This window comes from Serratia sp. SA088 (genome assembly GCF_049065515.1).
Taxonomy (GTDB): domain Bacteria; phylum Pseudomonadota; class Gammaproteobacteria; order Enterobacterales; family Enterobacteriaceae; genus Serratia; species Serratia nematodiphila.
The window spans coordinates 553939-575388 of record NZ_JBAKGW010000002.1; the positions used below are offsets into that span (position 1 = coordinate 553939).

23 protein-coding genes and 1 tRNA gene are annotated in these 21450 nt (G+C 59.8%); 17 read left to right on the forward strand and 7 right to left on the reverse strand.

The genetic code is table 11. The features are described 5' to 3' along the window. Positions 1–2 precede the first annotated feature (2 nt). Positions 3–1016, forward strand: coding sequence for an Ldh family oxidoreductase (locus tag ACOWVD_RS07780; RefSeq protein WP_004927988.1), 1014 nt, complete (start codon positions 3–5; stop codon positions 1014–1016). A 45-nt stretch (positions 1017–1061) separates the two neighbouring features. Here ACOWVD_RS07780 and ACOWVD_RS07785 read toward each other — a convergent pair whose 3' ends face one another. The 3 genes from ACOWVD_RS07785 to ACOWVD_RS07795 all read right to left on the reverse strand — a co-directional run bounded on the left by ACOWVD_RS07785 (position 1062) and on the right by ACOWVD_RS07795 (position 3245). Then, on the reverse strand, positions 1062–1742 hold the full coding sequence (locus ACOWVD_RS07785; RefSeq protein WP_049239699.1) for a hypothetical protein: 681 nt from the start codon (positions 1740–1742) through the stop codon (positions 1062–1064). 177 nt (positions 1743–1919) lie between these two features. Then, positions 1920–2348 carry a universal stress protein gene (locus ACOWVD_RS07790; protein ID WP_004927993.1) on the reverse strand — a complete coding sequence of 143 codons (429 nt, stop codon included), beginning with the start codon at positions 2346–2348 and terminating at the stop codon, positions 1920–1922. Positions 2349–2528: 180 nt separating this feature from the next. After that, the gene (locus tag ACOWVD_RS07795; protein WP_004927994.1) at positions 2529–3245 is read right to left on the reverse strand and encodes a LuxR family transcriptional regulator; all 717 of its coding nucleotides are present in this window, start codon (positions 3243–3245) and stop codon (positions 2529–2531) included. A 335-nt stretch (positions 3246–3580) separates the two neighbouring features. Here ACOWVD_RS07795 and ACOWVD_RS07800 point away from each other — a divergent pair, with 335 nt between their 5' ends. The 7 genes from ACOWVD_RS07800 to ACOWVD_RS07830 all read left to right on the forward strand — a co-directional run bounded on the left by ACOWVD_RS07800 (position 3581) and on the right by ACOWVD_RS07830 (position 10673). Then, positions 3581–5110: a 3-hydroxyacyl-CoA dehydrogenase NAD-binding domain-containing protein gene (locus ACOWVD_RS07800; RefSeq protein WP_049239700.1), complete on the forward strand. Its 1530-nt coding sequence runs from the start codon at positions 3581–3583 to the stop codon at positions 5108–5110. Between the two features lie 9 nt (positions 5111–5119). Next, positions 5120–6331: an acetyl-CoA C-acyltransferase gene (locus tag ACOWVD_RS07805; protein ID WP_021504868.1), complete on the forward strand. Its 1212-nt coding sequence runs from the start codon at positions 5120–5122 to the stop codon at positions 6329–6331. A gap of 15 nt (positions 6332–6346) precedes the next feature. Continuing rightward, positions 6347–7558 carry a 5-aminolevulinate synthase gene (gene hemA / locus ACOWVD_RS07810; RefSeq protein WP_049239701.1) on the forward strand — a complete coding sequence of 404 codons (1212 nt, stop codon included), beginning with the start codon at positions 6347–6349 and terminating at the stop codon, positions 7556–7558. Next, positions 7555–8727, forward strand: coding sequence for an MFS transporter (locus ACOWVD_RS07815; RefSeq protein ID WP_015377389.1), 1173 nt, complete (start codon positions 7555–7557; stop codon positions 8725–8727). Before hemA ends, ACOWVD_RS07815 begins: the two co-directional genes overlap by 4 nt. Further along, positions 8720–9439, forward strand: coding sequence for an enoyl-CoA hydratase/isomerase family protein (locus ACOWVD_RS07820; protein ID WP_049239702.1), 720 nt, complete (start codon positions 8720–8722; stop codon positions 9437–9439). Before ACOWVD_RS07815 ends, ACOWVD_RS07820 begins: the two co-directional genes overlap by 8 nt. Positions 9440–9562: 123 nt before the next feature. After that, positions 9563–10129, forward strand: coding sequence for a GNAT family N-acetyltransferase (locus ACOWVD_RS07825; protein ID WP_004928012.1), 567 nt, complete (start codon positions 9563–9565; stop codon positions 10127–10129). Further along, entirely contained in the window at positions 10113–10673 is a 561-nt protein-coding gene (locus tag ACOWVD_RS07830; protein ID WP_273874617.1) for a hypothetical protein, read from the forward strand. The genes ACOWVD_RS07825 and ACOWVD_RS07830 overlap by 17 nt, the downstream gene beginning before the upstream one ends. Positions 10674–10784: 111 nt before the next feature. Here ACOWVD_RS07830 and ACOWVD_RS07835 read toward each other — a convergent pair whose 3' ends face one another. Continuing rightward, complete coding sequence (locus ACOWVD_RS07835) at positions 10785–11087, reverse strand: putative quinol monooxygenase (RefSeq protein WP_049239723.1); 303 nt, start codon at positions 11085–11087, stop codon at positions 10785–10787. Positions 11088–11540: 453 nt separating this feature from the next. On the opposite strand from ACOWVD_RS07835, the gene ACOWVD_RS07840 reads away from it, so the two are divergent. Together ACOWVD_RS07840 and ACOWVD_RS07845 are read left to right on the forward strand one after the other, a co-directional pair. Further along, complete coding sequence (locus tag ACOWVD_RS07840; protein ID WP_421105584.1) at positions 11541–12779, forward strand: MFS transporter; 1239 nt, start codon at positions 11541–11543, stop codon at positions 12777–12779. Positions 12780–12853: 74 nt separating this feature from the next. After that, complete coding sequence (locus ACOWVD_RS07845; protein WP_015377384.1) at positions 12854–13357, forward strand: DedA family protein; 504 nt, start codon at positions 12854–12856, stop codon at positions 13355–13357. A 220-nt stretch (positions 13358–13577) separates the two neighbouring features. On the opposite strand, the gene ACOWVD_RS07850 is transcribed toward ACOWVD_RS07845, so the two are convergent. Continuing rightward, positions 13578–13653: transfer RNA gene (locus ACOWVD_RS07850), tRNA-Lys, on the reverse strand. Between the two features lie 350 nt (positions 13654–14003). On the opposite strand from ACOWVD_RS07850, the gene cycA reads away from it, so the two are divergent. Then, positions 14004–15404: a D-serine/D-alanine/glycine transporter gene (cycA, locus tag ACOWVD_RS07855; RefSeq protein WP_028128006.1), complete on the forward strand. Its 1401-nt coding sequence runs from the start codon at positions 14004–14006 to the stop codon at positions 15402–15404. A gap of 48 nt (positions 15405–15452) precedes the next feature. Here the strand turns inward: cycA and ACOWVD_RS07860 are convergent, their stop codons facing one another. Next, complete coding sequence (locus ACOWVD_RS07860; RefSeq protein WP_015377382.1) at positions 15453–16376, reverse strand: DMT family transporter; 924 nt, start codon at positions 16374–16376, stop codon at positions 15453–15455. A 67-nt stretch (positions 16377–16443) separates the two neighbouring features. On the opposite strand from ACOWVD_RS07860, the gene ACOWVD_RS07865 reads away from it, so the two are divergent. Together ACOWVD_RS07865 and ACOWVD_RS07870 are read left to right on the forward strand one after the other, a co-directional pair. Then, positions 16444–17019, forward strand: coding sequence for a helix-turn-helix domain-containing protein (locus tag ACOWVD_RS07865; protein ID WP_421105569.1), 576 nt, complete (start codon positions 16444–16446; stop codon positions 17017–17019). Positions 17020–17136: 117 nt separating this feature from the next. Further along, entirely contained in the window at positions 17137–17607 is a 471-nt protein-coding gene (locus tag ACOWVD_RS07870; protein WP_197763607.1) for a helix-turn-helix domain-containing protein, read from the forward strand. On the opposite strand, the gene ACOWVD_RS07875 is transcribed toward ACOWVD_RS07870, so the two are convergent. Then, positions 17591–18514, reverse strand: a complete 924-nt coding sequence (locus tag ACOWVD_RS07875; RefSeq protein ID WP_421105570.1) for a LysR family transcriptional regulator — start codon at positions 18512–18514, stop codon at positions 17591–17593. The genes ACOWVD_RS07870 and ACOWVD_RS07875 overlap by 17 nt on opposite strands. A 68-nt stretch (positions 18515–18582) precedes the next feature. Between ACOWVD_RS07875 and ACOWVD_RS07880 the strand changes: the two genes are divergently transcribed. From ACOWVD_RS07880 to ACOWVD_RS07895, 4 genes are all read left to right on the forward strand, one after another. Next, positions 18583–19200, forward strand: coding sequence for a LysE family translocator (locus tag ACOWVD_RS07880; protein ID WP_049239706.1), 618 nt, complete (start codon positions 18583–18585; stop codon positions 19198–19200). A 78-nt stretch (positions 19201–19278) separates the two neighbouring features. Then, entirely contained in the window at positions 19279–19878 is a 600-nt protein-coding gene (gene wrbA / locus ACOWVD_RS07885; protein WP_015377377.1) for an NAD(P)H:quinone oxidoreductase, read from the forward strand. Between the two features lie 235 nt (positions 19879–20113). After that, complete coding sequence (locus tag ACOWVD_RS07890; RefSeq protein WP_176326067.1) at positions 20114–20422, forward strand: hypothetical protein; 309 nt, start codon at positions 20114–20116, stop codon at positions 20420–20422. A gap of 186 nt (positions 20423–20608) precedes the next feature. Further along, positions 20609–21409: a DNA/RNA non-specific endonuclease gene (locus ACOWVD_RS07895; protein ID WP_049239708.1), complete on the forward strand. Its 801-nt coding sequence runs from the start codon at positions 20609–20611 to the stop codon at positions 21407–21409. Positions 21410–21450 lie beyond the last annotated feature (41 nt).

A 21450-nucleotide genomic window follows, 5' to 3' on the forward strand; every position in this document is an offset into this window, starting at 1 on the left:
AAATGACATCCATGCATGTGCTGTCGCTGGAACAGGCTTATCAACTGGCGTTGCGTACGCTGCGCAGCAACGGTTTCAATCAGGCGCATGCCGAGGCGGTGGCGCAAAATGTCACCCAGGGCGAACGCGACGGCTGCGCTTCTCACGGGCTGTACCGGCTGTTGGGCTGCGTGCGATCGCTGCGGGCAGGCAAGGTTTCTGCCGATGCGATGCCCAGATTGCTCGACCAGGCGCCGGCCATCTTGCGCGCCGACGCCGGCGGTGCGTTTTCCCTGCTGGCCTACCGCACCGCTCTGCCGGCCTTTATCGAGAAAGTGCGCACCAACGGTGTCGCCGCGCTGGCGATCAACCGCTGCGTGCATTTCTCCGCGCTGTGGGCCGATATCGAACCGCTGACCGAGCAGGGGTTGGTGGCCTTGGCCTGCACGCCCAGCCACGCCTGGGTGACGCCGGCCGGCGGTTCGCGACCGCTCTTCGGCACCAACCCCATCGCCTTCGGCTGGCCGCGTCCGGATCGGCCGCCGTTTTTGTTCGACATGGCCACCAGCGCGGCAGCGCGCGGCGAAATCGAATTACACCGCCGCGCCGGCACCCCGCTGCCTGAAGGCTGGGGCATTGATAAGGCAGGCAATCCGTCCACCGATGCCGTCAGCGTGTTGGAGGGCGCGATGCTGACCTTCGGCGGGCATAAGGGCTCGGCGCTGGCGGCAATGGTTGAATTGCTGGCAGGGCCGCTGATCGGCGATATGACCAGCAAGGAATCGCTGGCCTATGACGATGGCACCGGTTCGTCGCCTTACGGTGGTGAGCTGGTCATCGCGTTGGATCCCGAGCGTTTTCTCGGTGCGGATAAGGCGAAATATTTCGCCGGAGCGGAGGCGATGTTTGCCGATATGCAGGCGCAAGGCGCCCGCATCCCCGGCGAACGCCGTTATCGGCAACGGCGCCAGAGCGAGCAATACGGCGTGGAAATCCCCAAGGCGTTGTACGACGAAATAGTGGCGCTGTGCGATTAACGCTGGATTTATGCCCCGCGCCGGCAACCCGGCGCGGGGAGAGGCTTATCCAGCCTGAGCCATGTCGCTGTGCAGGCGCTTGCGCCACACAGGTTTGGTGTCCCAGCGTGCGAAGTGTTTCGCCTCTTTACCCGGCTGCACCTGATGCCACATGTCTTCTTGCCACCGGATCGGTTCCTTTCCTCGCAACGTTGGGCGGGTCTGTTTAATCGTCCGTTGCAAGACGTCTGCTTCTTCCGCAGTAATGGGCGGCGCCTGTCTGGCGGCGTCCAGCGCACGGCTTCCCAGCGGCGCCATCACCTGATACAACACGTTGACCTGCTGCAGCGTCGCTTGCTGATTAGTGCTCATCCCCTTACCCGACCAACCGTCGAAGTTTTCACCGGGATCGTCCCCCTGCGCGCGATACTCATTACCTGGCCCCTCGACGATATTCCATCCTTGCCAGGTCACCAAAGTGTGTAATCCATCGCGATCCTGCAGGTTTTTATTCTGGATCTGTTTGAGCACCGCGGCGCGGTTTGGCACACCGATCAGATTCATAAATTCGTCCAGCGCGTTCCAATGCTGCCCCGCCACCAAACCATTCCAGACATTACGCAAACAGTTCCAGGGAATGGTGTGATGCCAGGTCAGCGTGATAAGCGGTTTGGTTGACGCATGTTGCCAACGGCTCGGTTCACTGCCCCGATCGCCTCTGATAATCCCATCGATTTCTAATGGCATAGCTGCCCCTCTTCTGGCTGAAATGAAAAATATGCGCAAGGCCGGTGGCCCGGTTGGCATAAAAACGTCAGCTAAAATCGTAGCAGTTCAGACTGGGATGGCAATAAAACGCAAAACACGCTCTGCAGCCGGCCGGTAACCGCAGAACGTGCCCGAAAACGGTGAGTTTAAGATGAATTATCTGACCACCATCACCGAAATATTGGCATGTCGAACGATAGCGGCGGCGTTGGACCCCAGCAGATAGGTTTTCACGCTCGGGCGACGCGAACCGATGATGATCAGATCGGCGTCGATCTCTTCCGCCAGTTCCAACACCTGATCGCGTGCAGAACCGAAGCTGACGGTGTAATTGAGGCGATCCAACGGCAGATCGATTTCCGACATGATTTTCTTCAGTCTATCCACCGCCTTCACCTCCGCCTGATTCTCAAACTCCTTGAGGCCGAACGAATAGGCAGTAACAAAAGCCGAGGCATCCGGCAGCGCATGGAAGAAATGCACTTTAGCGCCGGACATCTTCGCCAAATATTCCACATGCTTCAGCGCATGCTCGGTCAACAGATCCTCTTCAATATCGATCGGCACTAAAATAGTCTTGTACATATCACGTCCTTTCTATGTAAACCGGGTGCCAACAGAATACTGCCGCGCACGGGCGCGGTGAATCGCTTTATCACGCTTTTGTGATCGAGGGGTAAATACTGACAAGGATAGTTTTTAATTTAACAAAATATAAACATCACACCGATAACGGATAGGCGATTAATTATTTATTACTCGAGATTAAATTAGCTGTAAATAAACCGCTTTGGCGGTAGCGGCGGTCTTATTGGCGACAGAAAGCTTTTTAATCGAGTTGCCGATGTGAAAATTGATCGTGCGCTCGCTCACCCCCATCAACAACGCGATCTCTTCCGCCGTTTTCCCTTCGCTGCTCCAGCGTAAAATGTCTTTTTCGCGCAGCGTCAACACATCTTTTATCGCGTCATCATTCACCGATATCAAGGCCTCCCGCAGCGTTTTATGGGCGGTCTGCGCCAGCCAAAGGAAAAAAGTTTCATTTGCCGCACGCGCTTGCGGCGTTTGCTCAGGTAGCGCTTTACCGGCAAACGTCAGGATCCCCAACCTGCCATAGCAATCCTTGACCGACTGCGACCAACCGGCGCACAAGCCGAATTGCGCCATACGCCGCCAAAGCGTCGGCCGCTCATGATAAAAGCTTTCGTCCCACTGAAACTGCAGCGTGGAATGGTGAGCACGCTCAATAACCGGATCCTGCAAATATACCCGCTGCCGCCGATAATCCTCGAGATAGTTCGTTGAAATATTCCCTTCGATCAGCATCTTGGGGCTGCTGGCCGGATAACAGGAAAACACGATGTAGGAGAAATAATCAAACCCCAACGCCTCGGCGCAGGGCCCCAGCTGCGTCAGAAAGCATTCGCGATCGGCCAGGCTGCCAATCACCTCCGCCATGAGCCGTTGAGTGCGGGTATCCATAACGCAGGTTCTCCAGATAGCGATGCCGATTTATCGATAGGTCAGATTCACTATAGAATATCGCCGCCCGGCGCCAGTAGCCGTTTCATATAATAAAAAATACCAACGCTATAACGAAAACAGCTATTCCCCTTAAAATAAGCCTTTTTATTGCGCCGAACAGGAAAACTACGCGAATAGCATACTCTCCTCGACACGTAAACCTGTCATTTCTACCGTTAGACAGCCAGGACACCACCAATTACTTTCCAGACAGGCACCCAGTGCCGCCGTAAATCCAAAGAGATAATAAGCATTTGCGAATTTCGCATGGCATACAGTGACGGGGATTTTCTATGGCAGAAAGTAATGCGGCAATTCAATCGGCTGCGATTATCGGCGCGGGAACGATGGGCAGAGGCATCGCTTATCTTTTCGCGCAAAAAGGCATTCCCACGATGCTTTATAATCGCAACGGCAATACCCTAAATCAAGCTCGCGAATATATCGCGCAAGACCTGAACAAGAAAGTCGAACAGGGCAAGATCGCGCTGCGGGATAAAGACGCGGTGCTGGCCAATCTGATGTTCACTTCCGTGTTTGAGGCCATCGCCGACAGCGAGCTGGTGATAGAAACCATCGCCGAGCAAGAACAAACCAAACTTGAGGTGCTGGCGGCCATCGCCGCAGTGGTCAAGCCCGACACGCTGATCGCCACCAATACCTCCTCACTGTCGCTTAACAAGCTGTCAACTGCGGTAACGCACAACGAACGCTTTATCGGTTTGCATTTTTTCAACCCCGCGCCGCTGATGAAGCTGATTGAAATCATTCCGGCCTACTTTACCGCGCACGCCACCACGGAACGCTGCCGCCAACTGGTGGCGGCGTTGGGGAAACGCGATGTCGTCTGCCAGGCCACGCCGGGGTTCATCGTCAATCGCATGGCCCGCCCCTACTACCTGGAAGGGTTCCGCCTGTTGGAAGAACATGTGGCGCGCGCGGCGCAGATCGACCGCGCCCTCAAGGCCGGCGGGCGCTTCCGCATGGGGCCGCTCGAGCTGACCGATTTTATCGGCCAAGACATCAACTATCAGGTCAGCCGGCAAATCTGGCAGGACATGCAATACGACCCGCGCTATACCCCTGGTCATCTGCAGCGTTCACTGGTCGATGCCGGTCTGTTGGGGAAAAAGAACGGCCGCTCCTATTTTGCCGCCGAAGAAACCGCCCCGCCGGTGACGGCCGCCAACAATGCAGACGTCGAGACGCTGCGCGTTTACGGCGAGCACCCTTTTTTTACCCTGTTGCAGCAGCGAGCCGCGCTTCAGTGGCCACAGCTGCGCGTGGAACAACGGCCGGCATTACCGGGGCTGGGAGCGGCCGTCCGGATCAATGACGCTTTCACCGTCAGCATCACCGATGGCCGCACGGCGAGCCAACTGGCCGAGCAGACGGCAGCGGATGCCTTTGTGGTCGATGTCGCCCTGAACTACGCCGACACCACCTATCTGGTGGCGGCGCACAGCCGCCACGCTTCTGCGGCCAATAAGGCGCTGTTTTTACGCCTGCTGCACACGGCAATCCCGCAGGTTGAATTTATCAAGGACTCTCCGGCGCTTATCGTCGCCCGCGTCCTCAGCAGCCTGATCAATGAGTCGGTGATCATGGTGGAAAGCGGCGTCTGCAGCCGGGAAGACATCGATGTCGCCGCCGTCGCGGGCGTTAACTACGCCGGCGGCATTTTCGACTGGCTCGGCAAACTGGGGGAGAAAAACGTCAGGACGACGCTGAGCAATCTGGCGCAGCTGCTGCACGCGGCGCGCTATGCGCCGCATTACACCCTTCTGCACGCCGCGCAACCGGCGCTGACGACCACGCCTTAAGGATCCATGATGAGCATTAAAGATGACGGCGTTTATCTGATCGACGGCACGCGCACGGCGATCGGCGCCTATGGCGGCAGCCTGGCGCATACCCGCCCCGACGACATGGCGGCGACGATCATTCGCGGCCTGCTGCAGCGCCATCCGGCGGCGGAAGCAGATCTGGACGAAGTGGTCCTGGGCTGCGCCAACCAGTCCGGCGAAGACAACCGCAACGTCGCCCGCATGGCGGCGCTGCTTTCCGGGTTGGATCCGTCGGTGCCTGCCATCACCCTCAACCGCCTTTGCGCCTCCGGGTTGGATGCGGTGATCTACGCCGCGGCGAAAATCCGCAGCGGCCTCAGCGAACTGATTCTGGCCGGCGGTGTGGAAAGCATGAGCCGCGCGCCCTATGTGCTGAGCAAAGGCGAAACGCCGTTCGACAAAGGCGTGAAGCTGTACGACACCACGCTGGGGTGGCGCTTTGTTAACCCGCGGCTGGCGGAGCGCTACGGCAGCGATCCGCTGGGCATTACGGCGGAAAACGTAGCCCAACGGCAACATATCTCACGCGAGGAACAGGACCTGTTCGCGCTGGCCTCGCAGCAGAAGGCCCGCCGGGCGATCGACAGCGGCCGGCTGGCGCGGGAAATCACGCCCGTGGACGTGCCGGCCGATCGTAAAACGACCCGCACATTCGCGCAGGATGAATTTCCCCGGCTCAGCACGCTGCAACAGCTACAGGCGCTGAAACCGGCGTTCTCCGCCGGCGGTTCGGTCACGGCAGGCAACGCTTCCGGCATCAACGACGGCGCCGCCGCGCTGCTATTGGCTTCCGGTCGCTACGTGAAGCGCCAGGGGTGGCAACCGCTGGCGGAGATCGGCGACAGCGCGGCCGCCGGCGTTGAACCGGCGCTGATGGGGCTGGGGCCGATCGCCTCCACCGAGCGCTTGCTGCAGCGCGGCGGCTTCACCTTGAACGACTTCGACATCATCGAGATTAACGAAGCGTTCGCCTCACAGGTTCTGGCGGCGCTGAAACACTGGCGTATCGGCGCCAACGACGCGCGGGTCAACCCGAACGGCGGCGCCATCGCGCTCGGTCATCCGCTGGGGATGTCCGGCGCGCGCCTGGTGCTGTCGGCAGCGCTGGAATTACGCGACCAACAGGCGAACAACGCATTGGTGACGATGTGCGTCGGCGTCGGTCAGGGGCTGTCATTAAACCTTAAAGCCGTTTAACACAAGGAACATACGATGAGCGTACTGAACATTCTTGAAGAAAAGCTGGCGGAAACCAAAAAACAGGGGCGTTTTCGCGAGTTCCTCAACCTTGAACGCGGCGTGCAGGACAAACCCTGGGCCACCAGCCACGGCCATCACGGTGAGCGCCGTCTCAACGTCTGGTGCTCGAACGACTATCTGGCGATGAGCCACCACCCCAAAGTGCTGCTGGCCACCACCGATGCGGTTAATCGGGTCGGGCTGGGCACCTGCGGCGCCCGCAGCATTTCCGGCACCTCGGTCTACCACAGCGAGCTGGAAACGCTGCTGGCCAGCGCCTATGGCAAAGAGTCGGCGCTGCTGTTCACCACCGGTTTCGGCGCCAACGACGCCACCTTATCCACCCTGTGCGACGCCATTCCCGATCTGATCGTGTTCTCCGACGAGCTGAATCACGCCTCGATGATTTACGGTATCCGCTACAGCAAAGCGGAGAAAAAAATCTTCCGCCACAACGATGTGGCACACCTCGCCGAGCTGCTGCAGGCCGCCGATCCGGCGCGGCCAAAGCTGATCGCTTTCGAGTCGCTGTATTCCATGGACGGTGACTTCGCCCCCCTGGCGCAGATCGTGGCGTTGGCGGAGCAGTATCAGGCGCTGACCTATCTCGACGAGATCCACTCCGCCGGCGTCTATGGCGAACGGGGGCTGGGCTACGCCGAACAACTGGGCCTGCTGGATAAAATCACCATTATTCAGGGCGGGTTCGGCAAATCTTACGGTGCGGCGGGCGGCTATATCGCCGCGCCCCGCTCGGTGGTGGAGGCAGTGCGCAGTTGGGCCCCGGCATTCGTCTTCAGCACCTCGTCGCCGGCGCCGGTGGTGGCCGCCGCGCTGGCCAGTTTTAAATACAACCTCGAGCATGACACCCAACGCAAACACCTGCTGGCGATCGTCGATCACCTGAAAACCGGCCTGCGCGCCGCCGGCATCCCGCTGGTGTCGGCGGACAGCCATATCCTGCCGCTGCTGGTCGGCGATCCGCACCGCAACAAACACATCAGTAAAGTGCTGCTCGATGAACACGATATTTACGTGCAACCGGTCAATGCACCGACGGTGCCCGCAGGCAGCGAGCGGCTGCGGGTGACGCCGACCTCGGCGCACTCCCATGCCGACGTGGAGACCTTCCTGGCGGCGCTGGGACGAGTCTGGACGGCGAACGATCTGCGGAGGGCGGGATGAAGTTAGCGGATTATAACGGCCATCTGATCACGCTCTGTCTGATGGCGACCGGCACGTTCGCCATCGGCACCGACGCCTTTATCGTCGCCGGCGTGCTCAGCGACATTTCCGATACCTTTGCCGTCAGCCCCGCGCAAGCGGGGCAGTTGATATCGGTATTCGCGCTGGCTTATATGCTGTTCGCCCCTCTCACCGCCTGGCTGCTGGGCAACGTCAACCGCAAGCATATCCTGCAGTTGGCGCTGGTGCTGTTCATCGCCGGCAACCTGGCCTGCGCCTGGGCCACCAGCTACCTGCAGATCTCGTTCGGCAGAGTGCTGGCGGCATTGGGGGCGGCCTGTTACACGCCGCAGGCCGCCGCCGCCGCGGTAGGGCTGGTGGCGGAAAAACGCCGCGGCCTGGCCATTTCCATCGTCTATGGGGGCATGACGTTGGCTATTGCGCTCGGTATTCCGTTCGGCACCTTTCTCGCCAAACTGATCGGCTGGCGAGAAATCTTCCTGTTCATCGCCCTGCTGGGGGCAATTGCGCTGCTGGGCCTGTCGCTGGCGCTGCGGGCCATTGCGCCACCGGGCAAGCATTCGCTGAAAGAGCGGCTCGCCCCGCTGAGACAAAAGGCGGTGCTGACCACGCTACTGATCACCTTTTTTGCCGTTTGCTCGGAACACATCGTCTATAGCTACGTCAGCGTGTTGCTGAAAAACACCCAGTTCGGCCCGCAGGCGATCCTGCCCCTCGCGCTGCTGGTATTCGGCATTGGCGCGGTGATCGGCAATTTTGCCTCCGGCGCGTTAACCGATGCCCTCGGCAGCAAGTTCGTGCTGCTGTTTTCCGTGGCGATCCAGACGCTGTCCCTGTTTCTGCTGGCCTTCTATGTCACTTCCCCCTGGTGGGTGCTGGCCATCTTTCTGGTCTGGGGTATCACCGGCTGGATGTATCTGGTGCCGATCCAGCATCACCTGTTGTCGCTATCGAAACGCTTTGGCGCGCTGACCGTATCGCTCAACAGCTCGGTGCTGTACGCCGGCATCGCGGCAGGCGGCATGCTGGGCGGCCTGGCGCTCTATGCGCTGCCGGCCTATTACCTGCCGCTGTTTTCGCTGCCGCTCGGCGCCATCGCCCTATTGCTGACGCTGATCTTTTTCCGCGGGGAGGCCAGCGATGAGTGAATCACCGCCGGTGCTTTACGAACGTTATGGCGCGCAGGTTGCGGTCATCACCCTCAATCGGCCGGAAAAAAAGAACGCCATCAACCTGCAGATGGCCGAGCTGATCCGCACCTACCTGCGGCAGGCAGATAACGATAACTCAGTGCGAGCGATCGTCCTGGCCGGTCAACCGGCGGTATTTTCCGCCGGCATGGATATCAACGCCTTTCATCAGGGTGAACTGCCCATCGTTACGCCGGAGGGGTTTGGCGGGCTGATCCATGCACAGATCGCCAAGGTGATCATCGCCGCCGTTGACGGCATCGCGTACGGGGGCGGATTTGAGCTGGCCCTGGCGTGCGATCTGATCGTCGCCGGCCAGAACGCACGCTTCAGCTTCCCCGAAACCGGGCTCGGGTTAGTCGCCGCACAAGGCGGGTGCGCGCGCTTGCCGGCGCGTATTTCCCCCTATGTCGCGCTCGACTGGCTGCTGACCGGCAGAACCGTCGGCGCACAGGAAGCCTTGTCACACGGCGCCATTTCCCGCATCAGCGCAAGTTCGGCCCGGGAAGAAGCGTTGCGCATCGCCGAACAGATCGCCGGAAAAGATCTTGCCGCCAGCCAGGCGGTTAAGGCCATCGTGCGTCAGGGGCTGGCGCGGCAAGAAGCCCCCTCATTCGATTTTCAACAAGGCCCGGTCGAGCGCTTGCGTCAGGCTGCCGCCCGCCGATAATGCCCCTGCCGGTTCGCCTGAACCGGCATTTCCCGTTTGTCCTCCACCGCTCATTTTACACAGCCTGCCTGTCGGCGCTGGGCTACACTGCCGGTAGCCCTAATGCGCTGATAAGGAAAAACAATGCGCCATTTGCCTCTACAGACCCCCAGACTGATCCTGCGCCCGTTCACCGCCGACGATCTGCCCCACTTTACCGCCTACCGCAGCCACCCAGACGTGGCGCGCTATCAAAGCTGGAGCGACTACAGCGCCGCCGAGGCACAGGCCTTTTTCGCACAGCAACGGCAGCTCGAATTCAACCGTGACGACAGCTGGTTTCAACTGGCGGTCGAGCGCCGCGAAGACGGCGCGTTGCTGGGCGATGTCGCGGTGCATTTTTTCGATGAAGGGCGTCAGGCTGAACTGGGCGTGACCTTCGATCCGGTTCATCAGCGGCAAGGACAAGCGCGCGAGGCGCTAAGCGCCGTCATCGCCCTGCTGTTCGGGCCGCTGGCGAAACACCGCATTACCGCCGTGGTGGACGCGCGTAATCTTCGCGCCGCCGCGTTGTTCAGTAAGCTGGGCTTTCGCCGTGAGGCCTGTTGGCGGCAAAACGTGTTTTTCAAAGGCGCGTGGGGCGACGAATTCGGTTTCGCCCTGCTGCAAAGCGAATGGCGGGAGAATGCAAAGCATGACGCTACTGAATAAATACCTTGGGCAATACCAGTTCTCGGAGCGGCATGCGATCGCCATCACCGCACCGCAGGCGCGGATCCTGGAGGCCGTGGCCGCTTATGATCCCAGGCACGATCGCTTTTTCCGCAGCATGATAGCGCTACGCGAATTGCCCGCGCGCCTGATGCCACGCGATAAACCCAGCCCGCCGCCGTTTGGCCTGCATAACTTTTGCCTGCTTGAGCAGGATGAAAGCGCGTTGGTCTATGGCCTGATCGGCCGATTTTGGCAGGCTGAATACGGCCTGGAGCAGGTCGCCGACGGGGCGGGGTTTCTGGCTTTCGCGCAGCCCGGCGTCGCCAAACTGGCGCTGGGTTATGTCGTGAGCTCCTCCGAGGGTGGGCGCTGTCGTCTGGTGACGGAAACGCGCATCTTCTGCCCCGACGACGCCAGCCGGCGGCGGTTTACCCCCTATTGGTATGCGATTCGCCTGGTAAGCGGGTTGATACGGCGCCGTATGTTGCGCGCCATTAAAACCGCCAGCGAAAAGCAGGCAGTGAATCATTCACCAAGCTGATTTATTTAAGAGCATTCTTAGAGAATGAAAATCATTATCAGCCTATTTTTTAAACACAACAAGATAGTAATGAGAAGCCATTGACCCCGCCCCCTGCGGGGATTTTTTCGCCTATTTATCGCCTGTTTCAGGAAATACCTGCATAAACAGGAAGGTACAAGGCTTGCGCTGATAGTGGTTGATCTGCGGCACCAGCCGGGTGAAATGCTCGGTCTGACAATGCACATCCAGAGCGGCGCGATCCGGCCAGCTTTCGATAAAAATAAAATGCCCGGGATCCTGCTGGTCGATGCACAGTTCATAGCTGATGCACAGCGGCTCTTGACGGGTTTTCTCCACCAGTTCGCGATACCACGGCATAACGGTGTCAATGTGTTCCGGGTGGATAAAATCTTCAGCGATGACCTTCAGCATGTTGCGCTCCTGCATTCTGTTTTGCCGTGCCTCACCTTATCGTCCTCCCTCGCGAGATGAAAGCGCCACTCTCCAGTGTCTGTCACCGGGTTGCCAATTCGGTGATAGCGCACACAGATCTCGATCAAAGCGCTTGAACGCGCCCTGGCCCTGTGTGAACTTTCAATTAACAAAAAAGCAACACACCATTCACCATGGTGATGTCTGCATCAATCTGCCGACCCGATACGCGGCATTTTTTTTCACCCCAAAAGGCCTGACCATTAGACCTTTGGGGTTTGCGAAAAAAGTCCGCTGTTACCGTCGTGTTGAGGGCAACGGCGCCAGGACGGTCCTTATGACCGACGCTTGTCATTCTCAGAAGAGAGGTTACCGCCAGTGAATCACGCCACCTATGCCGCTCCTGCGCTCAACGCCGCCATTCGCAAAACCTGGCGCAGACTGGTGCCCTTGATGTTCGCCATGTACTTCATCGCCTTTATCGACAGGGTTAACGTCGGCTTTGCCAAGGACGCAATGGCCATCGATATCGCGCTGTCGCAATCCGCCTTTGCACTGGGCGCCGGGATATTTTTTGCCGCCTATGCGCTGTTCGGCATCCCGGCCAACCTGCTGATGAACCGCTGGGGCGCCAAACGCTGGCTCAGCGCCACCACCGCGCTGTGGGGGGCGCTGTCGGCCTGCACCGGGCTGGTGACCAATGAACAGCAATTTATCGTCCTGCGGTTTCTGCTGGGGATCGCCGAAGCCGGCTTTTACCCCGGCATCCTGCTGCTGGCGTCGATCTATTTTCCCAATAAGGTGCGCGCCTCGGTGATTGGCATTTTCGTGCTCGGCGTGCCGGCGGCGCTGACGCTCGGTTCACCGCTATCGGGGGCATTGCTGGAGATGCACGGCGTGTTGGGCAAGCCCGGCTGGTTCTGGATGTTCGTGCTGGAAGGATTGCCGGCCGTCGCCCTCGGCGTCTTCGCCTTTTTCTATCTCGACGATAGCCCACGGCAGGCCCGCTTTCTGACCGAGGAAGAACGCACGGCGCTGGTGGCACAATTGGCCGATGAACAGCAGCAGACCGAAACCAGCAGCGTCAAAGCGGCGATGAGCAGCGGCAAAGTTTGGCATCTGGCGTTGATCTACGGCACCCTGCAGATCGGCGTATACGGCCTGATGTTTTTCCTGCCGTCGCAGGTCGCCTCGCTGATGGGCACCCATCTTGGCTTCAAGGCCTCGCTGGTGGCCGCCATTCCCTGGGCGTTCTCCGCGCTGGGCGTCTATTTCCTGCCGCGCTATGCCGACAGAAACACCGCCAGAAGATTACCGATCGCCGTCGGGGGCATGGTCGCGGCGGCGCTGGGTTTGGTGGTGTCTTCCTATGCCGGCCCTCTGCTCGCCATCGTCGCCCTGAGCTGTTGCGCAGTGAGTTTCCTGGCGGTACAGCCGATTTTCTGGACGTTTCCCGCCCAGGTGCTGACCGGCCCGGCGCTGGCGGCCGGCATCGGTTTTTGCACCACGCTTGGCGCCGCATTCAGCTTTTTAGCCCCGCTGATCCGCACCGAGGCGGAACAGCGTTTTCACAGCCCGCATGCCGGGCCGTTGGTGCTGGCCGCCTTTTCGCTGCTGTGCGCCACGCTGTTGTGGGCGCTCAGAAACCGGCACACCGACGTGAGCAAGCAAGACGCGGAGATCGCCGGATAGCGGCGCGTTATTTAACCCTTATTGAACCTGCGGATGGGACACTGGCACTCAGCCCTCTCGCTCGCAGGTGTTAAATGGATGAATTGACGCACATTATCGCCAAATACAGTCCGGAACCGGAGATGTTGCTGCTGCTGATTTTCCTGTTCGCGCTGGGAAAATCGGTGATCGTGGTGTCTTCCGCCCTGCCGCCCGCCTCGGTGACGCTGCTGATGGGCATCGTGGCGGGCAAGCACGCGCTGCCCTTCGGCGCAGTTTGGGCGGCCATCGCCCTCGGCGCCGCGTTGGGCTCGATCCTGTCTTTCCACTTCGGCGCGCTGCTATGCCGTCGCGATCTTGGCCGCCGGCTGCCGGCACGCTTTCACGCCCCGCTGCGCAAAGCGCAACGTTCCTTGCAAAAGCGCGGGCTGCCGCTGCTGTTCGCCTCGCGTTTTCTGGCGGTGATGCGTTACACCGTGCCGCTGATGGCCGGCATGCTGCAACTGCCGGCGCGGCGCGTCTATGCCACCGCCGCGCTCTCGGCCGCCGTCTGGGCGCTGCTTTTGATGTCGACGGCGCATTTATTCCCCGTTTCCTGACCTGAAAGATTCTTGGGCAAATGGCCCGCCCCTACGCCGACGTTGCGCCAGCGCACAGCCTCCCTTGCCGTATAAAGTACGGTGCAACATTGCAGTTTGCGCCAGATCACCTTTCTGAACATCAGTCGAAAAATGCGAATTTTTTTGCAGAATGCGCGCTTAAAACGGCGCAATGCGGGAAGAAACGAAGAAAAGTCTGAGCGTAACACGCTGATTTGGTTGGTGGGTCGTACAGGGTTCGAACCTGTGACCAATTGATTAAGAGTCAACTGCTCTACCGACTGAGCTAACGACCCAACGCGGTAAATTGTCCTCCTCGTCGGAGGCGCTGTCAAACGCTTACACCCATTACTTTTTCTCATGCGAATTTTACAACCCTTTGTTTAATCAACGAGATAAGCCGCATAAGGTCTGTTAATCCCACCGTTTGAAGAGTAATCTTCCGCTCCCTGAACGTCCGATTTGCCTCCTCTCGTGTAAAGATTGATCGACTTTTATCCCGCGTATAAATGTTGTAAACATGTTGCACAAAGGTGGCGTTATTGCACTACCTTACTAAAGCCGGACCAACCGGATAAATGTATAAAAAAGAGCCACTTCAGAGCTCGCGACTTCACTAATGACAGGTAAAACAGGACATCATCAGATGGTAGATCACTCTAAAATAGCGACTGACGCGACGCCCGCTTCAGAAGATCATCTACGGCGAAACCTCACTAACCGACATATTCAACTGATCGCCATCGGCGGCGCCATCGGCACCGGCCTGTTTATGGGTTCCGGTAAAACCATCAGCCTGGCCGGCCCCTCGATCATCTTCGTGTACATGATCATCGGCTTTATGCTGTTCTTCGTGATGCGCGCCATGGGCGAGCTGCTGCTGTCCAATCTGGAATACAAATCGTTCAGCGATTTCGCCGCGGATCTGCTCGGCCCGTGGGCCGGTTTCTTCACCGGCTGGACCTACTGGTTCTGCTGGGTGGTCACCGGCATCGCCGACGTCGTGGCGATCACCGCCTACGCCCAGTTCTGGTTCCCCGAGCTGTCACAGTGGATCGCTTCACTGCTGTGCGTGCTGTTGCTGCTCGGCCTTAATCTGGCGACGGTGAAAATGTTCGGCGAAATGGAGTTTTGGTTTGCGATGATCAAAATCGTCGCCATCGTTGGGCTGATTGTCGCCGGGCTGGTGATGATCGCCATGCAGTTCCAGTCGCCGACCGGCACCGTGGCCTCATTCACCCATCTGTGGAATGACGGCGGCATGTTCCCGAAAGGCATCAGCGGCTTCTTCGCCGGCTTCCAGATCGCGGTATTCGCCTTCGTCGGCATTGAGCTGGTGGGCACCACCGCCGCGGAAACCAAGGATCCGGAGAAGTCGCTGCCGCGCGCCATCAACTCGATTCCGATCCGCATCATCATGTTCTACGTGTTCGCCCTGATCGTCATCATGTCGGTAACGCCGTGGAACTCCGTGGTGCCTGACAAGAGCCCGTTCGTTGAGCTGTTCGTGCTGATTGGCCTGCCGGCCGCGGCCAGCGTAATCAACTTCGTGGTGCTGACCTCCGCCGCCTCTTCCGCCAACAGCGGCGTGTTCTCCACCAGCCGCATGCTGTTCGGGCTGGCGCAGGAAGGCGACGCGCCGAAATCGTTCGCTAACCTGTCCAAGCGCGCGGTGCCGGCCAACGGCCTCACCTTCTCCTGTATCTGCCTGCTGGGCGGCGTGGTGCTGATTTACCTGATCCCGAACGTGATGACGGTCTTCACTCTGGTGACCACCGTATCGGCGATTCTGTTCATGTTCGTCTGGACCATCATTTTGTGCTCATACCTGGTCTACCGTAAACGACGCCCGGCGCTGCACCAGAAATCGATCTACAAAATGCCTGCCGGCAAACTGATGTGCTGGGTGTGCATGGCGTTCTTCGTGTTCGTGCTGGTGCTGCTGTCGCTGCGCGAAGACACCCGCCAGGCGCTGATCGTCACCCCGCTGTGGTTCATCGTGCTCGGCCTGTCTTACGTGTTCCTGCGCAAGAAGAAAACCGCGTGATGCAAAAAGGGGCGGATCTCTCCGCCCCTTTCTTTTTACGCCTCTGCGCTAATCCGCTTCCGTCGCCACCGCCGCTTTATCCTTGCGTCGCACGCGCAGCTCGCTGACCACCACCCCAATCACGATCAACGCGCCCCCCAATAGCGCCACGCCCGGTAAACGCTCACCGGCGAGCCGCCCGACGATGCCCGCCCAGACCGGTTCACCGGCGTAGATCACCGTAGCGCGCGTGGGTGAAACGCTGCGCTGCGCCCAGTTCATGGTCAGCTGAATCAACGCGCTGGCCAGCCCCAGCCCTATGGCGCTGTACAGCAGGTAATCCGAATACGGCGGCGGCGACTCGCCGGTCGGCGCCATCATCAAAAATGAGGCCAGCGAGGCGGTCGCCAGCTGTACTATGGTCACCCGGCGGATATTCACCTTGCCGGCGAAAGCGCCGATGAGGATGATCTCTGCCGCCATGCCCAGCGTGCCGGCCAGCGTCAGAATTTCGCCGAGGCTCAGCGTCATGTCGGTGCTGCTCGGCGCCGCCAGCAGCATCAGGCCGGTAAAGGCCAGCAGAATACCGATCCACGACATGATGCCGGGGAACCGCCCCAGCACCAGCCATTGCAACAGCGGCACGATCGGCACATACATGGCGGTGATGAACGCCGACTGGCTGCTGGTGATGGTCTGCAGGCCGACGGTTTGCATGCTATAGCCGAACATGATCGCCAGCCCGATCAGCACACCCGCCTTCAGTTCATACAGGGTCAGGCCGCGCAGCACGCGCAGCGAAAACAGCGTCAACGCCAGCGTGGCGGTGGCGAAACGCAGGCCGACAAAAAAGAACGGCCCGCTGACTTGCATCGCGTGGTGCACCGCCAAAAAGGTGCCACCCCAGATCATGGTGATGAAAATCAACACCGCTTCCGGCAGCCTGATCTGCGGAACCACGGCGGAAATAAAGGATTTTTTTGCTGCTGACACCGGCTTGCCCTTCCTGCTGAGTGCAATATAATGCACAAATCCTGCCAGTATGAGATAAAGTCCGGCGATGAGCAATACGGCGCATAACGCGAAAACCGATCCCCCCAAAGTGCTGCAGTACCTGAGCAGTAATCTGCGCGGCTACCGCCAACAGGCGGGCCTGAGCCAGATGGCGCTGGCCGAACTTTCCGGCGTCAGCCGCCGCATGCTGGCGGGCATCGAGGCCGGCGATCGCAACGTCAGCCTGGCGGTGCTCGACAAGATTGCCGCCGCCCTGGCGATTTCCTTTACCGATCTGATCCAGGCGCCGGAAGCGCGCGGCAGCCACCTGGTGGGAGAGTTGGCCTGGCAAGGCGCACAGCCGGGCAGCCAGGCGCTGTTCGCCGCCAGCGTGCCGGCGCGCCAACGGGCCGAGCTGTGGGAATGGACGCTGATGCCGGGCGAGCGCTATGACTCGGCGCCGGACGCCGAAGGCTGGAGCGAGATGATCTATGTGATTGCCGGCACCCTGACGTTGGAACTGGAACAAGGCAGGTTGACGCTCAGCGCCGGCGCTGCGCAAACTTTCAACAGCGATCAACGTTACGCTTACGCCAACCACGGCGATCTCCCGCTGCGCTTTATTCGCAACGTCGCCTTCTGACTGCCCGCCAGCCCGCGCCGGCGGCGGATGTCGTGTCGCTGTCGTGCCGCTGTCGTGGCGCCGCCACCCCGCGCCTCCTACACTGGATGACAGTGACAGCGAACTCGGGAGTGCATCATGCAAAAGTACCGCATCAGGCCGTTACGTCTGGAAAAAGGCTGGTCGCAGGAGCAGCTGGCGACCATCGCCGGCCTCAGCACCCGCACCGTACAGCGGATTGAAAACGGCGAACAGGCCAGCCTGGAAACCTTGACCGCAATCGCCGCCGCGCTGGGCGTGCAGGTCCGCGATCTCAACGCACAGCCGCAACAGACAATGGAGGAGGAGGAGCCTGACGAACAGCGCCTTCGTAGCCAGGTCGCGGCAGAAGGCAAACTGCTGAGCATGGCGGTGCGTTTCGCCGTGATTGGCGTGATGTTGTTCGCCATTAATTGGTTTACCCACCCGCACTATCTCTGGTCGCTGTGGGCGATCGGCGGCATGAGCATCGCGCTGGTCATGCGGGCGGTGCGCACTCTGCTGCTGCGCAACGTCTTCAGCCGCTGGCAGGAACAGCGGCTGGCGCAAAAACTCAGGCGTCTGCCGTGAGCGTTAGCCACTCGGCCAGCCGGGCCAACGCGCTGCCCGGCACGATCGCCTGCGGCGACAGCAGGTAATAGCCGCTGCCGTCGGGCGTAAAACCGAACGGCGCACTCAACAAACCGGCGGCCAGATCGTCTCGCACTTGCAACCACGGGCCGATCGCGATGCCAAGACCGGCAACCGCCGCCTGCAGGCTGAAATAGAAATGATCAAAGCGCTGCTCCGAATGTCCTGCCAACGTCATCCCCTGCTGCTGCGCCCAGTGCCGCCAGGCATCCGGCCGGGTGGCGGAATGCAGCAGTTTAGTGCCGGGCCGCAAACTCCGCAGGCTGCCCTCGGCAATCGTCATCCTTGCCAACGCCTCGGGTTGGCACACCGGCCCAACCTTTTCACTGAACAGCGCCAGGCTATGCACCTGCTTTCCCCAATCGAAGTCATTGCGCCTGATCGCCGCCGTAATGCCGTCATGGAACGAAAACGGCCCGCCACCGGCCACCAGCTGTAAGTTGATATCCGGGGGCGCCTGCTGAAAAGCCGGCAGGCGCGGGATCAGCCAACGCATCAACAAGGTCGGTTCACAGGACAAGACCAGCGGCGCGTCGAGCGCCTGCTGGCGCAGTTCCAGCGCGGTATGATCCAGAATGCCGAATGCCTGCTGCGTCGCCTGAAACAGCTTGCGCCCCGCCGCCGTGAGCAGAACCCGCCGATGGCGGCGCTCAAACAACGCCACGCCCAGCTCCTCTTCCAGCGCCCGCACCGCCCGGCTGACGGCGCCGTGCGTCAAATTCAGCCCCTGCGCCGCCTGCGTAAAACTTTCCAGCCGCGCGGCGGCCTCGAAGCAACGCAGCCCGCCCAACGGCAACGGCCTGCCGGTTTTGCGTGAGTTTTTCTCACCGATACTGTCACTATTCATCGTTTGTCACCGAGAAAAATTACTCTTATAAATCAGTCACTCTATTGATAAACATCGCAAGGATAACTATGACTGAACTCATCGCTGTCGTCACCATTACTTTACTCGCCGTGATAAGCCCGGGGCCGGACTTTGCCATGGTCTCGCGCAATAGCCTGTTGCTTTCGCGCCGCGCCGGCGTCTTGACCGCCTGCGGCATTGGCGCCGGGGTGCTGGTCCATGTCAGCTATACGCTGATTGGCGTCGGCGTATTGATTCAACAGTCGCCCTGGTTGTTTAACCTGCTTAAAGCCATCGGCGCCGCCTACCTGATCTACTTCGGCGTTACGCTGCTGCGCAACGCGGCGCACCATGATGCAGCCCCCACAACAGCGCCGGCCGCCATCAGCGATTTCGCCGCCTTGAAAACCGGCTTTCTCACCAACGCGTTAAACCCGAAAACCACCATCTTCATCGTCAGCCTGTTCATGCAGGTGGTTTCTCCGCACACCCCGCTCGGCGTGCAAATCGGCTATGGTCTTTTTATCGCCGCCGTCCATATCTTCTGGTTTGCCGCCGTCGCGCTGCTATTTTCCGCACCGGGCGTCAATGCGCGCTTTTTGCGTTTGCGCCGCGGCATCGATCGTACCTTTGGCGGGCTGCTGATCGCCTTTGGCGCCCTGCTGGCGATCGCCGGCATCAGGTAACGTCGTAACGCCAAGTTCGTCATTCGCTTCTATGCTTATCAGGGGTTTTTGTTAATCATCTGAGCGGGAGTACGGAACATGACGAAACTGTTGGTGCTTTATTACTCAATGTACGGCCACATCGAACGCCTGGCGCAGGCGGTGGCCGAAGGGGCGAATCGGGTCGATAACGTGGACGTGACGGTCAAACGCGTGCCGGAAACCATGACGCCGGAAGCCTTCGCCAAGGCCGGGGGCAAGCAACACCAGCAGGCGCCGGTCGCCACCCCGCAAGAGCTGGCGGACTATGACGGCATTATTTTCGGCACGCCGACCCGCTTCGGCAACATGGCCGGGCAAATGCGCACCTTCCTCGATCAGACCGGCGGCCTGTGGGCTTCCGGCGCGCTGTACGGCAAGGTAGGCAGCGTCTTCTCCTCCACCGGCACCGGCGGTGGCCAGGAACAGACCATCAGTTCGACCTGGACCACGCTGGCACACCACGGTTTCATCATCGTGCCGATCGGCTATGCGACGCAGGAGCTGTTTGACGTTTCACAGGTGCGCGGCGGCACCCCGTATGGCGCCACCACCATCGCCGGCGCCGACGGTTCGCGGCAGCCGAGCAACGAAGAGCTGACCATTGCCCGTTATCAGGGCGAACACGTGGCCAAAATCACCGCCAAGCTGAAAAGTTAAGCGCCCTCCAGCCTCGTGATCCAAAGGGCCGCGCATTCGCACGGCCCCATCTTGTTGCCGACCCGCCGCAAGGTTAGAATGCCCCTCCCCCGGCCATTCAACGTCTGAAGGCCAGGCCCGAATTCGTTCTGCCCGTCGCTCATCCGCTTTCAGCCCGAGGACGGGCGTTCTGTTTTTTGCGCACAGCGAAGGGAATAAGTCAGTGTCTAAAGATTTTGATGAACTAATAAGAGACATGGATCTTATTATTGAAAATGTAGACAGCTTCAAGGCTCTGGCTCCGCGCGCGCCCGAGCCGGCCCCGCCGCCGCCGGTTCATCACTACGACTCGTTCTGCGAAAACATCGCGCTGAAAGTCGTCTTGAAGGTGCTGCTGTCTTCGGTGGACAAGATAGTCAAAGTGCAGATCGCCAACAAGGTCGAACAGGAAATCGCCCAGATCGAACAGCAAGTGGTACGCGCCGGCGGCGGCCCGGTGTCACCGGGCGATCTGGCGCAGATGACGCACTACGTTCGCCGCACGGTCAACGACCTGCTGGAATAACCCCCTTTGAAACGGCGTCTGTTGGACGCCGTTTTTATTTCCGCCGTATTTAACGTGTGGCCTGGCTGTACCATGACTGACACATTCACAACATGAATATGTTGCATTGTTGTATTCGTTTCACTGCGATAAGTTTAATTTACTGTAAATATATACAGTGTTTTTTAACTTATTGAGGATATGAATATGCGCTTTAACAACAAGATGTTGGCCTTGGCCGCCCTGCTGTTCGCCGCGCAGGCGTCGGCCGACACGCTCGAATCCATCGACAACTGCGCGGTCGGCTGCCCGACCGGCGGCAGTAGCAACGTGTCTATCGTGCGTCATGCTTATACGTTGAACAACAACAGCACCACCAAGTTCGCCAACTGGGTGGCCTATCACATCACCAAAGACACGCCGGCCAGCGGCAAGACGCGCAACTGGAAAACCGATCCGGCGCTCAACCCGGCGGACACGTTGGCGCCCGCCGATTACACCGGCGCCAACGCCGCGCTGAAGGTCGATCGCGGTCATCAGGCGCCGCTGGCCTCGCTGGCGGGCGTCTCCGACTGGGAATCGTTGAACTACCTGTCCAACATCACGCCGCAAAAGTCCGATCTGAACCAGGGCGCCTGGGCGCGGCTGGAAGATCAGGAACGCAAGCTGATCGATCGCGCCGATATCTCCTCGGTCTATACCGTGACCGGGCCGCTGTATGAGCGCGATATGGGCAAACTGCCGGGCACCCAGAAAGCGCACACCATCCCCAGCGCCTACTGGAAGGTGATTTTCATCAACAACAGCCCGGCAGTGAACCACTATGCCGCCTTCCTGTTCGACCAGAACACGCCGAAGGGCGCCGATTTCTGCCAATTCCGCGTGACGGTGGACGAGATCGAGAAACGCACCGGCCTGATCATCTGGGCCGGTCTGCCGGACGACGTGCAGGCTTCGCTGAAGGGCAAACCCGGCGTTCTGCCGGAGTTGATGGGCTGCAAAAACTGACGAAAAAACCCGCCGAAGCGGGTTTATTCTTCACGCGGGCG

Coding starts and splice junctions, on each gene's coding strand:
- ACOWVD_RS07795 (WP_004927994.1), bottom strand. CDS start 3,245: ATGGATACCCGCACTCAACGGCTCATGGCGGAGGTGATTGGCAGCCTG.
- cycA (WP_028128006.1), top strand. CDS start 14,004: ATGGTAGATCACTCTAAAATAGCGACTGACGCGACGCCCGCTTCAGAA.
- ACOWVD_RS07800 (WP_049239700.1), top strand. CDS start 3,581: ATGGCAGAAAGTAATGCGGCAATTCAATCGGCTGCGATTATCGGCGCG.
- ACOWVD_RS07830 (WP_273874617.1), top strand. CDS start 10,113: ATGACGCTACTGAATAAATACCTTGGGCAATACCAGTTCTCGGAGCGG.
- ACOWVD_RS07835 (WP_049239723.1), bottom strand. CDS start 11,087: ATGCTGAAGGTCATCGCTGAAGATTTTATCCACCCGGAACACATTGAC.
- ACOWVD_RS07825 (WP_004928012.1), top strand. CDS start 9,563: ATGCGCCATTTGCCTCTACAGACCCCCAGACTGATCCTGCGCCCGTTC.
- ACOWVD_RS07865 (WP_421105569.1), top strand. CDS start 16,444: ATGAGCAATACGGCGCATAACGCGAAAACCGATCCCCCCAAAGTGCTG.
- ACOWVD_RS07785 (WP_049239699.1), bottom strand. CDS start 1,742: ATGCCATTAGAAATCGATGGGATTATCAGAGGCGATCGGGGCAGTGAA.
- hemA (WP_049239701.1), top strand. CDS start 6,347: ATGAGCGTACTGAACATTCTTGAAGAAAAGCTGGCGGAAACCAAAAAA.
- ACOWVD_RS07895 (WP_049239708.1), top strand. CDS start 20,609: ATGCGCTTTAACAACAAGATGTTGGCCTTGGCCGCCCTGCTGTTCGCC.
- ACOWVD_RS07875 (WP_421105570.1), bottom strand. CDS start 18,514: ATGAATAGTGACAGTATCGGTGAGAAAAACTCACGCAAAACCGGCAGG.
- ACOWVD_RS07880 (WP_049239706.1), top strand. CDS start 18,583: ATGACTGAACTCATCGCTGTCGTCACCATTACTTTACTCGCCGTGATA.
- ACOWVD_RS07845 (WP_015377384.1), top strand. CDS start 12,854: ATGGATGAATTGACGCACATTATCGCCAAATACAGTCCGGAACCGGAG.
- wrbA (WP_015377377.1), top strand. CDS start 19,279: ATGACGAAACTGTTGGTGCTTTATTACTCAATGTACGGCCACATCGAA.
- ACOWVD_RS07840 (WP_421105584.1), top strand. CDS start 11,541: ATGTTCGCCATGTACTTCATCGCCTTTATCGACAGGGTTAACGTCGGC.
- ACOWVD_RS07790 (WP_004927993.1), bottom strand. CDS start 2,348: ATGTACAAGACTATTTTAGTGCCGATCGATATTGAAGAGGATCTGTTG.
- ACOWVD_RS07820 (WP_049239702.1), top strand. CDS start 8,720: ATGAGTGAATCACCGCCGGTGCTTTACGAACGTTATGGCGCGCAGGTT.
- ACOWVD_RS07870 (WP_197763607.1), top strand. CDS start 17,137: ATGCAAAAGTACCGCATCAGGCCGTTACGTCTGGAAAAAGGCTGGTCG.
- ACOWVD_RS07805 (WP_021504868.1), top strand. CDS start 5,120: ATGAGCATTAAAGATGACGGCGTTTATCTGATCGACGGCACGCGCACG.
- ACOWVD_RS07780 (WP_004927988.1), top strand. CDS start 3: ATGACATCCATGCATGTGCTGTCGCTGGAACAGGCTTATCAACTGGCG.
- ACOWVD_RS07890 (WP_176326067.1), top strand. CDS start 20,114: ATGGATCTTATTATTGAAAATGTAGACAGCTTCAAGGCTCTGGCTCCG.
- ACOWVD_RS07815 (WP_015377389.1), top strand. CDS start 7,555: ATGAAGTTAGCGGATTATAACGGCCATCTGATCACGCTCTGTCTGATG.